The organism is Nocardiopsis exhalans (assembly GCF_024134545.1).
Classification (GTDB): domain Bacteria; phylum Actinomycetota; class Actinomycetes; order Streptosporangiales; family Streptosporangiaceae; genus Nocardiopsis; species Nocardiopsis exhalans.
The window spans coordinates 4,628,484-4,640,845 of the sequence record NZ_CP099837.1; the positions used below are offsets into that span (position 1 = coordinate 4,628,484).

The window sequence follows — 12,362 nt, forward strand, 5'->3', positions numbered from 1 at the left end:
AGGGGATGCCCCCTTCTTGAGAAGTGACCGGCCCCGCCGCTCGCACTATTTGTTACTGGCGAGTAGCATGGGCCCCATACAGTCCACCAACGCTTGGAGAAGGAGGGGCCATCGTGCCGCGAACTGCCCGCGATGTCGTGTTTGTCGATGGGGTCCGCACCCCGTTCGGCAAGTCAGGCAAGGGCCTCTACGCCGAGACGCGCGCCGACGACCTGATCGTCCGCGTCATCCGCGAACTGATGCGCCGTAACCCGGGCCTGCCCCCGGAGCGCGTCGACGAGGTCGCCATCGCCGCCACCACCCAGATCGGCGACCAGGGCCTGACCCTCGGGCGCACCGCCGCGATCCTCGCCGGGCTGCCCAAGAGCGTCCCCGGCTACTCCATCGACCGCATGTGCGCCGGCGCGCTCACCGCCGCGACCACCGCGGGCGCGGGCATCTCCTTCGGTGCCTACGACGTCGTGATCGCCGGTGGCGTCGAGCACATGGGCCGCCACCCCATGGGTGAGGGCGTCGACCCCAACCCCCGGATCATCTCCGAGAAGCTGGTCGACCCGTCCGCGCTGGTCATGGGCAACACCGCCGAGAACCTGCACGACCGGTACCCGAGCATCACCAAGGAGCGCGCCGACGCCTACGCGGTGCGCAGCCAGGAGAAGGTCGCCAAGGCCTACGCCGACGGCAAGATCCAGCCCGACCTGGTCGAGACCCTGGTCCGCTCCGCGGAGAAGGGCTTCGGTCTGGCCACCCAGGACGAGCCGCCGCGCCCCGGCACCAGCATGGAGTCGCTCGCCGGCCTGAAGACCCCGTTCCGCGCGCACGGCAACGTGACGCCCGGTAACGCCGCCGGTCTCAACGACGGCGCCACCGGCACCCTGCTGATGGCCGAGGAGGTCGCCGAGGAACTCGGCCTGGACGCCAAGATGCGCCTGGTCGACTTCTCCTTCACCGGTGTCGAGCCCGAGGTCATGGGTGTCGGTCCGGTCCCGGCCACCGAGAAGCTCTTCGCCCGCCAGGGCATCACGATCGACGACGTCGGTCTGATCGAGATCAACGAGGCCTTCGCCGTCCAGGTGCTCGCCTTCCTGGAGCACTTCGGCATCGCCGACGACGACGCCCGCGTCAACCCGTGGGGCGGCGCGATCGCCATCGGCCACCCGTTGGCCTCCTCCGGCGGTCGTCTGATGATGCAGCTCGCGCGCCAGTTCGCCGAGCGTCCCGACGTCCGTTACGGCATCACCACCATGTGCGTGGGCCTGGGCATGGGCGGGACCATCCTGTGGGAGAACACCAACTACGAGGGGGGCAAGTGAGCACCGCCATCGAAGAAGCCCGCGAGCTTTTCAAGGACGAGGTCGTCACCAAAGCGATCTCCCGCGATGTCGAGCTCCCCTACGGCGCGGGCACCGCGGTCCTGATCACCCTGGACAACGGACACGACCACACCAAGCCGAACACCTTCGGCCCCGGCGGTCTGCTCAGCCTGGACGCCGCGATCGAGGCCGCCAAGGCGCGCACCGACATCGTGGCCGTGGCCGTCACCGGCAAGCCGTTCATCTTCGCGGTCGGCGCCGACCTGACCGGCGTCCCCGCTCTCCAGAACCGCGAGCAGGCCGAGGCCATCGGCAAGCTGGGACACGACGTGTTCCGCAAGCTCGGCGAGCTGGACGTACCCACCTTCGCGCTGGTCAACGGCGCGGCCATGGGCGGCGGCGTCGAGGTGGCGCTGCACTGCACCTACCGCACCGTCTCCGCCGGTGTCCCGGCCTTCGCGCTCCCCGAGGCCTTCCTCGGGCTCGTCCCCGGCTGGGGCGGCACCTACCTGCTGCCGAACCTGATCGGCGCCGAGAAGGCCCTCAAGCTCATCGTCGACAACCCGCTCGCCCAGAACAAGATGATCAAGGGCAAGCAGGTCTTCGAGATGGGGATCGCCGACGCGATCTTCGAGCCCGCCGACTTCGTCGAGGAGTCCCTGCGCTGGACCGCCCAGGTGGTCAAGGGTGACATCCAGGTGGAGCGCCCCGAGGTCGACAAGGGCGAGGCCTGGGACAACGCGGTCAACATGGCCCGCTTCGTGGTCGAGGGCAAGCTGCACGGCGCCGCCCCGGCCCCGGCCCGCGCCGTCGAGCTGGTCGCGGCCGCCAAGACCGCCACCCGTGACGAGGGCTTCGACGCCGAGGACCAGGCGCTCGCCGACCTGATCATGAGCGACGAGCTCAAGGCCGGTCTGTACGCCTTCGACCTCGTGCAGAAGCGCGCCAAGCGCCCCGCCGGCGCCCCGGACAAGTCGCTGGCCCGCAAGGTCACCAAGGTCGGCGTCGTCGGCGCCGGTCTGATGGCCGGTCAGCTGGCCCTGCTGTTCGCGCGTCGCCTGGACGTGCCGGTCGTCATGACCGACCTGGACCAGGACCGCCTGAACAAGGGTGTCGACTACGTCCACGGTGAGATCGACAAGCTCCTCAAGAAGGGGCGCGTCAACCAGGACAAGGCCAACCACCTCAAGGCCCTGGTCACCGGTTCGCTGACCAAGGACGCCTTCTCGGACGCCGACTTCGTCATCGAGGCCGTCTTCGAGAAGATGGAGGTCAAGCAGCAGGTGTTCGCCGAGGTGGAGGCCGTGGTCTCCCCCGAGGCGATCCTCGCGACCAACACCTCCTCCCTCTCGATCACCGAGATGGCGTCGAAGCTGAAGCACCCCGAGCGGGTCGTGGGCTTCCACTTCTTCAACCCGGTCGCCGTCCTGCCGCTGCTGGAGATCGTCCGCGGCGACAGGACCGACGACGCTTCGCTGGCCACGGCCTTCGCCACCGCCAAGAAGCTGAAGAAGACCTCGGTGCTGTGCAAGGACGCTCCGGCGTTCGTCGTCAACCGCCTGCTCACCCTGTTCATGGGTGAGGTCCTGGGCGCCGTGAGCGAGGGCACCGAGCCCGAGGTCGCCGACCGCGCGGTCGCGCCCCTGGGTCTGCCGATGTCGCCGCTCATGCTGCTCCAGCTGGTCGGCCCGGCGGTCGGTCTGCACGTCGCCGAGACCCTGAACAGCGCGTTCCCCGAGCGCTTCGCGGTCTCGCCGCAGCTGGAGGCCGTGGTCAAGGCGGGCAAGACGGCGATCTTCGCCCCGGACCTGACCATCGACCCCGAGGTCAAGGAGCTCCTCAAGGGCGGCGACAGCCCGTCCGAGGAGAAGGAGATCCTGGACCGGGCCCTGCGCGCCCTGGCCAAGGAGATCCAGATCATGCTGGACGAGGGTGTCGTGGCCGAGGCCGCCGACATCGACCTGTGCCTGATCACGGGCGCCGGCTGGCCCTTCCACACCGGTGGCATCACCCCGTACCTGGACAAGGTCGGCGTCTCCACCGCGGTGAACGGCAAGCCGTTCCACGAGGGTGACCCGAAGGCCTTCTAGCCTCGCGTCCCCGTAGGTGAGCGGGCCCGGTCCACCAGAGGGCCGGGCCCGCTTCTCGTGTTCGGGGCTTTCTGATGTTGCGGTATTCAGCCGGTGGTGGCCCGTCCGGCTTTTTCAACGCCGGCGAGCATGCCGTGCTCGCGATACCAGGACGCCATCGCCCCGATCGTGTCCTCGACGGGGCGCGGGCCCACGCCCAGGTCCCGCTCGGCGAGCTTGGAGGAGATGTGCCGCCGGTCCCCCTCGCGCAGGACGCCGACGGCGGTGCGGGTGGCGGTGGGCTCGGTTCCGGACAGCTTCGCCTGGAGCTCCATGAGCCCGGCGGCCGCCATCGCCAGCCCCGCGGGGACCGGCCGGGGCTGCCTGCCCCCGGTCCGGGCGGCAACCGCACCGGTCAGTTCGGGTAGCGGCACCTTGCTTCCGGCCACCACGTAACGGCTGTGCCTACCCACCCGGGCCGCGGCCACACAGGCCCTGGCCACGTCACGGGCGTCCACCACGTAGTTGGACAGGCGCGGGACGGCGCGCACCGACCCCCTGGCCACGTCCAGGAAGAGCCGCCCGGCCGAGGTGGGACCAGCGTCGCCGGGGCCCCACATCCACCCGGGCAGGACCACCACCGACCGGGTCGCCCCGGTGTTGCCCGCGGCCACCAGGTCGTCCACCACGCGCTCGGCCCGGACCTTGCTGGAGGGGTAGCACTCCGATTCGCTCAGGCGTAGGAAGCGGTCGGGGGCCGGGGTGGTCTCGTCGGCGGGGTGGCCGGCGCCCCTGAGGGCGAGGGTGTTGATGGAGCTGGTGTGCACGAACACCGGCACGCCGGCCTCGGCCGAGGCCCGCAGGAGGTCACCGGTGGCCCGGACGTTGACCGCTTCCAGGGGGCCGGTGAGCGAGGGGTCCTGGAAGTACTCCCGGAAGTAGGCAGCGGTGTGGAAGACCTCGTCCACCTCGTGGAGCACCCCGCGGTAGGACGCCGGGGCAGTGATGTCGCCCTGGACCAGGCGCAGCCGAGGTTCGTCCGCGGGCAGCAGGGTGCGCGCCCGATCGAGGTCGCGGACGAAGGCCACCACCTCCTGGCCGCGGTCGAGCAGGAGTCTCACGATGTTGCTGCCCAGCAGTCCGGTGGCTCCGGTGACCAGGGCCCGTTCCCGGTCCCCCAGGGGGAGGGTGTGGATGTCCGCCATAACTGTTGTCCTCTTTATTATCTCGCTAATGTACAATCATGAATATTTATTAATGACTGAATCTGGGTGACCGTGAATATGAGTGATGCCGCCGATTGGGAGACCCCCTTGTGGCACAGGACCGGTTTCCGGCTGATCAAGCTCGGAGAACTGGTCCAGGCGACCACGGCCAGACTCTTCGAGTCCTTCGAGATCAACTCCCGGCAGTACCACGTGCTGAGCGCCGCGGCCGCCCTGGGCACGCCTTCTCAGAAGGAACTGAGCCGGGTACTGGGCGTGGACCCGAACGTGATGGTCGGTCTGGTCGACGATCTGGAATCACGAGGGCTGGCCGAAAGGGTGCGTAACCCCGAGGACCGCCGCCGCTACATCGTCACGCCGACGGATCGCGCCCGCCAATTGTTGGAGCAGTGCGACAAGGCCGTCTCCGAGGTCGAGAAAGCGCTCTTCGAGGAACTCTCGGAGCCGGAGCGCCGCCAGCTCCACGAGGTCTCGGGGCGGATGCTCACCAGCAACCCGCGGGTGACCAAGCACGAGTAGGGCGAGTAGGGCGAGGACGGGTAGGCCTGGCCCCGCGCCGGATCCGGTGCGGCCGTCACGCCGATCGGCCGCACCGGATCCGGTCCTGCTCGGGTCTACCCCTCCTTGATGCCGTACTTCTCCTGGAAGCGCTTCAGCGGTGCCGGGGCCCACCAGTTGGCCCGCCCGGCCAACCGCATGAACACCGGCACCAGCACGCCCCGGATGAGGGTGGCGTCCACCAGGATCACCACCGCCATACCGACCGCCAGCATCAGCAGGTACATCACATCGGAGATGGCGTAGGTGGCGAACGACGCGGCCAGGATGACCGCCGCGGCGGTCACCAGGGGGCCGCTGCGCTGGAGCCCCGCGGCAACGGCGCCCGCGTTGTCCCCGGTGAGGTCGTACTCCTCCTTGATCCTGGACATCATGAACACCTCGTAGTCCATGGACAGACCAAAGGCGATACAGAACATCAGGATCGGGAACGTGGTCTCCAGCGTCCCGTTGGCGGTGAAGCCCAGGAGGCCGGACAGGTTGCCCTCCTGGAAGATCCACACGATCACACCGAACATCACCGCCAGACTGAGCACGTTCAGCACGATGGCCTTCGCGGGCAGCAGGATGCTGCCGGTCATGAGGAACAGGATGACGAACGTGATCACCAGGATGAGCCCGAACACGAGGGGCACCTGGCTGAGCAAGGACTCGCGGAAGTCGGTGAGGTCGGCCGGGTAACCGCCGATCCGGACGTCACCGGGGGCCGGGAGGTCACGGATGCTGTCGATGAGCCCGGCTGGCTGTTCCGCCGCCTCGGCCGTGGGCACCACCGAGAACCAGGTGGCCTCGGCCGAGGTGAAGCGCCCGGCCGCGTCGGGCTGGGGCCCGGAGATCTCCCCGCCGCCCGCGTAGGCGCCGGTCAGCGCGTCCACCTGGTAGACGCCGGACAGATCGGACAGCGCGCTCGCGTACTCGTCGATCTCCGCGGCGGAACCCTCCGAGCCGGGCACGTCCACGATGACGTGGACGGCGTCCATCTCCTCCTGGGCGAAGTTGGCCTCGATCTGGTCCTGGACGTCACGGCTGGAGTTGCCCTGTGGCAGCACCCGGGCGTCGGGCAGGCCGAAGTTCAGGCCCAGGACCGGGGAGGCCAGGAGCAGGACCAGGCCGAGCGCCGGGATCCCGTACAGCAGCGGGCGGCGCATCATCCGCACGGACGTGCTGTGCCACCACCCCTGGTCCGAGCGCGGCTCGCGCTTGGGACGCACCCGGTGCCCGACCTTGGCCAGCGCGGCGGGCAGGATGACCAGCGCCGCGAAGACCGCGCTGGCCACCACCCCCACCCCCGAGTAGGCGAAGGACTGGAGGAAGGGGAACGGGAAGAGGATCAGGCAGGATAGCGACACGGCGACGGTCAAACCGCTGAAGGCCACCGTGCGCCCGGCCCGGGCGACCGCGATCCGCACCGCCTCGGGCACTTCGCGTCCCCGGGCCAGTTCCTCCCGGAAGCGGTTGATGATGAACAGGCTGTAGTCCACCCCGAGCCCGATGCCCATAACCAGGGTCAGGTTGGCGGCGAAGGTGGACACCTCGGTGAAATAGGTGACCCCGCGCAGGATCGCCAGGGTGGCGACCACGGAGAAGATGCCCATCCCCAGGGTCAACGCGGCCACCGAGAGCCGTCGGTAGATGAGGAACAGCAGCACGAACACGAGCGGGATGATGATCAGCTCGGCGCGGATGAAGTCGGTCTGCGCCTGCGCGGCTGCCTGGCGGAAGATCTCGTCACCGCCGCCGACCTCCACCCGGACGGTGTCGTCCTCGCGGGTGAAGTCCGGGGAGATGTCGCCGAGCGCCGCGCGCGCCTCCGTCACGTCCCCGGCCATCCGGACGAAGACCAGCGCCTGGGTGGCATCCTCCGAGCGCATCGCAGGCGAGCCAGCCCGGGACCAGTACGAGGCGACCTCGGCGACGCCTTCGCGGTTCTCCATCTCCTGGGTAAGGGAGTTCCCGGCCTCGGCGACCACGGGGTCGTCCACGGTGCCGTCCTGGGCGGTGACCAGCAGCAGGAAGTGGTACTTGCCCGTATCGAACCGTTCCTCCATCTCCGCCGCCACCCGCATCGACTCGGAGCCGGGGCTCTCGAAGCGGCTGAGCAGCAGGCGGTCCATCGTGCCCGCCGCCAGGACCAGGCTCACCAGCGTCAGGGCGACGCTCAGCAGGATCACCCAGCCGGGACGACGCGCCAGGCCGCCGCCGAGTCTGTTGAAGACACCGGGGCCTTCCGGTGGCGGCGCCGGGGCCGTCGGAGGCGACTGCCTCGTCGGTGATGTGGTCATTGTTCGCCTTCCAGGGTCAGGAGTTTTCCGGGTCTGGGGGTACGGGGTTCAGGGGGTGCGGGTGTGCCGCTCCATCCACTCGGCGGCCTCGTCGTACACGCGCTCGGACCCTTCGTCGACGGTGACGAAGTGTCCGGCGTCCCCGAGCGTGGTGTGGGTGACCGCGGGGCTGGAGGTGAACAGCCCCGGATACCCCTCCACGCCCTGGCGCAGGACGTCGAGCGATCCGAAGACCAAGTGGACCGGGACGTCGATCTCCCCGATCAGGTCGAGGTCGTAGAGGATGGCCATCGGCTCGGAGACCATGACCCCGCAGGGGTTGGGGCCCCACAGTTCTTCCACCGCCGCGGTCACGGCCGGGTCGGCGGACGGACCGAGCCCGCCTTCGAGGAAGTCCTCGATGGTGGCGTCGAAGCGCACGTAGCCGGTCGGGTCGCCGGGCTCCGTGTGCGGCTCACCGCCCCCCAGGCAGGTCTCGTAGGCGGTGAGGAAGCGCCGGTTGGTGTCGGTGGTGACACCGACCGCGGCCCAACCGGTGAGGAAGAGCCCGTCGACTCCGCCGAAGGAGACGGCGGCGGTCTCGGCGACCAGCGCACCGCTGGAGTGACCGCCCGCGAACACCGTGTCGAAGGAGACCGGCGAACGGGGGGCACGGGAGTGACCGGAGTCCAGCTCGTAGTCGCCCGCGCGCAGCTGTTCCACTACCTGGTGGGCGATGTCGGAGTGCGCACCGCTACAGGAGGCGAAGCCGTCGGGGATGTCGCTCGATCCGTATCCCAGGCGGTCGATGGTGACCGAGGCGTACCCGCGCGCCGCGAGTTCGTGGACGAAGTTGCGGCCCTGGACGTCCAGCCGCCAGATCCACTCGCCGGTGTTGGTGCCGTGCACCAGGAGCATCACCGCAGGGGCCTCATCGTCCAGGACCGAGGCGGGCGCGGTGAGGTGGCCGCGCACCGTGTACCCCTCGCCGTCGGCGGAGCACCGAGCGCGTGAGCGGTCGACGTTGTCCACGGTGAACTCGACGGGCAGATCCACCACGCCCTCGGGCAGGACGGCCGGTTCGGCGGGTACAGCAAGCGCGGAGGGCGCGGAGGGCGCGCTGGAAGCGGGTGCGGCAGGGGAAACGGAAGAGGGTTCGGTCGATGTGCCCGTGGCGGCCGGTGCGCCCGCCGGAGCGGGGACCGCCGCGGCGGTGGCCAGGACGACGGCCGAGGCCACCGCCAGGGCGAGGAGCCGCCAAAGTAGCCGCGGGCGGGTGGCGTCCGCGGCCCGGTCGAATCCGGCGGGTCGGGTGGATCGGGTCCTCATCGGGCCTCCAGCCAGTCGGCGAGTTCGGCGCGCAGACGCTCGCCCGCCGGTTCCATGACGAAGTAGTGGCCGGAGTCGGGCAGGGAGACCATGTGGGTCTCGGGCGCCCCGGTGAAGCCCTCCGCGTGCTGGGCGACGTCCGCCACCCGGCTGTCGGCCTCGCCGAAGGCGAAGAACACCGGCAGGTCGATCCCGTGCAGGTTCCGGGTGTCTGTCACCACGGCCTCCACCTGGGTACCCAGGTCGCCGCAGGGTGTGCGGTTCTGGAGCGAGGCGGCCAGGAGGGCGACCTCCGATTCGGGTGTGTGGAAGGCGGACTCCCGGAAGTTGGCGGACCCGACGTCGACGTAGGCATAACCGGCGTCCTGCCCGGGGACGTTCTCCGGCGGCCCTGTTCCGGTCGCGGCGGGCACCCCGCCCTGCATGCAGGAGGCCAGCCCGCCGAAGAAGCGCGCGTTGGCACGGTCAGTCAGTCCGATACCGCTCCAGCCCATCAGGACCAGCGCGTCCGGAGCGGCGGCGCCGTCGTAGGAGTAGGCGGTGATCTGGGCGATCTGAGCGCCGTTGTGGTGTCCGGCTAGGACCACTCGGTCGAAGGCGGGCGGGGCCTGCGCGAGGTCGGGATCGTCCGGGGTGTCGGCGACTCCGTAGTCACCGGTGCGCAGCGCGGCGATCACCTGGGAGGTCATGGCGGCCTGCCCGCCCAGGCACATCGCCATCCCGTCCGGGCGCTCGCTGGCCCCGTAGCCGAGCCGGTCCAGGGTGAGGGAGGCCTGTCCGAGCAGGGCCATCCCCTCGGTGTGGTGGGCGCCCTGTTCGTCCAGGCGCCAGAACCACTCCCCCGCGGCCTGGCCGTGCTGGTAGAGGGTGACGGCGGGGCCGTCGGCCGTCAGTACGGCACGGGGCGCGGTCAGGTGGCCGTGCAGCGTGTACGCGCCGCCGTCGCTGTTGCACGGCAGCCGGGAGTCGTTGTCGTTGGTGACGGTGAAGGTGACCGGCAGGTCGACGATGTCGTGCTCGGCCATGCGCTCCGCGGTCGCCCGAGCGCGTTCCTCGGGGGTGGGCAGGGCGGCTGCCCCGGTCTCGGTGCCGGTGGTCAGCGCCGACCAGGCGGCCAGGGCGGCGACGGCTACAGCCGCTCCCACCGCGAGGACTCTCCTAGTCGCGGGCATGGACAGCCCCCGTTCCGGGTGTCGGTTCGGATGTCGGATCAGGTGTGCGGACACCGGTGACGGGCTCCGGATCGGGAAGGGGCGCGGGTCCGAGGTTGGGATCTCCCGGTTGAGAGGGTGCGCGGAACACGGGTGCCGCCGGGCTGGACAGGGCCCGGTACAGCTTGCGCAGCGGTTCCGGCCCCCACCAGGTGAGGGGCCCGGTCATACGCAGGACGGAGGGCACGAGCAGGCAGCGGACCACGGTCGCGTCCACGATGACCGCCAGGGCCACGCCCCAGCCGAGCATCATCGTGTTCGTGACGCGGGAGGCGCCGATGGCCAGCATGACCACCGCGAGCGTGACCGCGGCGGCGGTGATGACCCCGCCGGTGCGCCGCAGGCCCAGTTCCACCGCGGTGCGGTGGTCTCCGGTGCGTTCGTACTCCTCCCGCATCCTGGCCAGGAGGAACACCCCGTAGTCCATGGACAGCCCGTAGGCGATGCAGAACATCAGCACGGGCAGGGCGGTGTCGATGAAGCCGGTCGGGGTGAACCCGAGCAGGCCGCTGAGGTTGCCGTCCTGGAAGACCCAGACCACCGCGCCGAACATGGCGGTCAGGCTGAGCGCGTTGATCACCACGGACAGCAAGGCGAGGACCACGCTGCCGGTGAGCAGGGCGAGCAGGATCGCCATGCTGACGACGACGGCACCGATTGCCAGGGGCAGCCGCTCACCGATGCCCTCCTGGGCGTCCACCACCGCCGCGGCCTGTCCGGCCACGGAGGTCTCCAGTCCGGTGTCCACCGCGCGGATGTCGCGGACCAGGCCCTGGCTCTCGGGTGAGATATCGGCTACCCCGTCCTCGGGCACGACCTGGAGGTAGGAGTGGGAGGCGGACTCGCGCAGGGCGTCGACCGGGGTGCGGGCCTGGGTGAGGGAGCCCTCGGCGTACACGCCCACGGGTGAGCGGATCTCGTCGACGTGGTCCAGGAGCGAGAGCCGTTCGACGTAGCGGGTGAGCTCGGCGGTGTCGGTCTGCGCGTGCGGGCTGTGGACCAGGACATCGATCACCCCGGTGGCGTTGGCGCTGAACTCCTCCCGGACCACGTCCGCGACCTGGCGGGACTCGGCGTCCGCGGGGAGTTGGCGGTCGTCGGCCATGCCGAACTCCACCCTCAGGAAAGGCAGGCCAACCAGGACGAGCAGCACCAGTGAGGCCACGGCGAAGGCGGGGGCCCGGCCCATGACGGTACGGGTCAGGCGTTTCCAGCGGCGGTCGGCCGCCTCCTCCGGACTCACCGGCGCCCGGCCGTTCGAGCGGCGCCGGAACAGGCGGCGTGGGTCCAGGGCGTTGACCCGGTGGCCGAGCAGGGTCAGCGCGGCCGGGACGACCAACAGTGAGAACAGCGCCGCCAGCAGCACCACGGTCACGCCCGCGTAGGCGAAGGAACGCAGGAAGTACAGGGGGAAGAGCAGCATGACCGCGAGCGCCGAGGAGATGGCGAAGGCGGAGAAGAGCACGGTGCGCCCGGCGGTACGGACGGTCGTGGCGGCCGCTGCAGGCGGATCGTGTCCGTCTTCGAGCTCGGCGCGGAAGCGGCGGACCATCAGGAGCGCGTAGTCCACCGCCAGCCCCAGACCGAGGGCGATGGTCAGGCTCTGGGCGAAGACCGAGACCTCGGTCAGCCCGGCGATGAACCACAGGACGGCGTTGGTGCCGATGATGGAGGCCACGCCCACGGCCAGCGGCAGCAGCGCGGAGATCACGCTGCCGTAGACCCACACCAGGATGAGCAGGGTCAGCGGCAGTGCCACGGCCTGCGCGGTGACGAGGTCCTCGTCGATGGTGGTCTCGACGTCGTTGAGGACCGCGGTCTGGCCGCCGACCCGGACGTCGAGGGGTCCGTGTTCGCCGCCGTAACGGTCGGCCAGGTCCGCGACGACCGCTCCCGCGTGTGCCTCCCCGCCGCCGACCCGCGCGACGATGAGCGCCTGGTCCCCGCCGTCGGATTTGAGTTCGTCGGCCCCGGTCTGCCAGTAGGAGGTCACCCCGACGACGTCGTCCTCATAGGCGAGCCCTTCGGCCATGGCCAGGGCCTGCCCGGCGACCTCCCGGTCGTCGACCCCGGCCTCGGCGGCGACGAGCAGGACGAGGTTGGGTCTGCCCTCCGGGAAGTGCTCCTCGAGTACCGCTCCGGCCAGGGCGGACTCGGAGTTGGGGTCCTCCGTGCCCTGTCCGGCCAGCAGCCGGTCGGTGACGTTGGACCCCACGACGACGGATCCGACGATCGCGACCAGCGCGATCGCCAGGACCCACCAGGGCCTGCCCGTGGTGGTTCTCATGAGTGCGGCCAACACCGCTTCACCCCCTTTCCGACGCCGTAGGGCGGCGCGGGCGGCCGGGGTGCCCCGGCCGCCCGCGCACCAACCCTCGCGTCACAGTATCGTACT

8 protein-coding genes are annotated in these 12,362 nt (G+C 70.2%); 3 read left to right on the forward strand and 5 right to left on the reverse strand.

Annotated features, from left to right (window positions below):
* Nucleotides 1–137 precede the first annotated feature (137 nt).
* Entirely contained in the window at nucleotides 138–1,313 is a 1,176-nt protein-coding gene (locus NE857_RS20405) for a thiolase family protein (protein WP_425572064.1), read from the forward strand.
* Nucleotides 1,310–3,403 carry a 3-hydroxyacyl-CoA dehydrogenase NAD-binding domain-containing protein gene (locus NE857_RS20410; RefSeq protein WP_254417211.1) on the forward strand — a complete coding sequence of 698 codons (2,094 nt, stop codon included), beginning with the start codon at nucleotides 1,310–1,312 and terminating at the stop codon, nucleotides 3,401–3,403. The genes NE857_RS20405 and NE857_RS20410 overlap by 4 nt, the downstream gene beginning before the upstream one ends.
* A gap of 86 nt (nucleotides 3,404–3,489) precedes the next feature.
* On the opposite strand, the gene NE857_RS20415 is transcribed toward NE857_RS20410, so the two are convergent.
* Nucleotides 3,490–4,587, reverse strand: a complete 1,098-nt coding sequence (locus tag NE857_RS20415) for an NAD-dependent epimerase/dehydratase family protein (RefSeq protein ID WP_254417212.1) — start codon at nucleotides 4,585–4,587, stop codon at nucleotides 3,490–3,492.
* Nucleotides 4,588–4,695: 108 nt separating this feature from the next.
* Between NE857_RS20415 and NE857_RS20420 the strand changes: the two genes are divergently transcribed.
* Nucleotides 4,696–5,127: a MarR family winged helix-turn-helix transcriptional regulator gene (locus NE857_RS20420; protein WP_254417213.1), complete on the forward strand. Its 432-nt coding sequence runs from the start codon at nucleotides 4,696–4,698 to the stop codon at nucleotides 5,125–5,127.
* Between the two features lie 95 nt (nucleotides 5,128–5,222).
* Here NE857_RS20420 and NE857_RS20425 read toward each other — a convergent pair whose 3' ends face one another.
* Genes NE857_RS20425 through NE857_RS20440 form a run of 4 tightly spaced genes read right to left on the reverse strand, consistent with a single transcriptional unit; the run spans nucleotide 5,223 to nucleotide 12,254 of the window.
* A complete protein-coding gene (locus tag NE857_RS20425; RefSeq protein ID WP_254417214.1) occupies nucleotides 5,223–7,448 on the reverse strand; it encodes an MMPL family transporter in 2,226 nt (741 codons plus the stop codon).
* A 48-nt stretch (nucleotides 7,449–7,496) separates the two neighbouring features.
* Nucleotides 7,497–8,756 carry an alpha/beta hydrolase gene (locus NE857_RS20430; RefSeq protein WP_254417215.1) on the reverse strand — a complete coding sequence of 420 codons (1,260 nt, stop codon included), beginning with the start codon at nucleotides 8,754–8,756 and terminating at the stop codon, nucleotides 7,497–7,499.
* Nucleotides 8,753–9,901 carry an alpha/beta fold hydrolase gene (locus NE857_RS20435; protein WP_254417216.1) on the reverse strand — a complete coding sequence of 383 codons (1,149 nt, stop codon included), beginning with the start codon at nucleotides 9,899–9,901 and terminating at the stop codon, nucleotides 8,753–8,755. The genes NE857_RS20430 and NE857_RS20435 overlap by 4 nt, the downstream gene beginning before the upstream one ends.
* Nucleotides 9,902–9,914: 13 nt before the next feature.
* Complete coding sequence (locus NE857_RS20440; protein WP_254417217.1) at nucleotides 9,915–12,254, reverse strand: MMPL family transporter; 2,340 nt, start codon at nucleotides 12,252–12,254, stop codon at nucleotides 9,915–9,917.
* Between the last annotated feature and the right edge of the window lie 108 nt (nucleotides 12,255–12,362).

Excerpts from the sequence above, each read along its gene's own strand:
- NE857_RS20415 (WP_254417212.1), bottom strand. The coding sequence starts at position 4,587 with ATGGCGGACATCCACACCCTCCCCCTGGGGGACCGGGAACGGGCCCTG.
- NE857_RS20425 (WP_254417214.1), bottom strand. The coding sequence starts at position 7,448 with ATGACCACATCACCGACGAGGCAGTCGCCTCCGACGGCCCCGGCGCCG.
- NE857_RS20430 (WP_254417215.1), bottom strand. The coding sequence starts at position 8,756 with ATGAGGACCCGATCCACCCGACCCGCCGGATTCGACCGGGCCGCGGAC.
- NE857_RS20440 (WP_254417217.1), bottom strand. The coding sequence starts at position 12,254 with ATGAGAACCACCACGGGCAGGCCCTGGTGGGTCCTGGCGATCGCGCTG.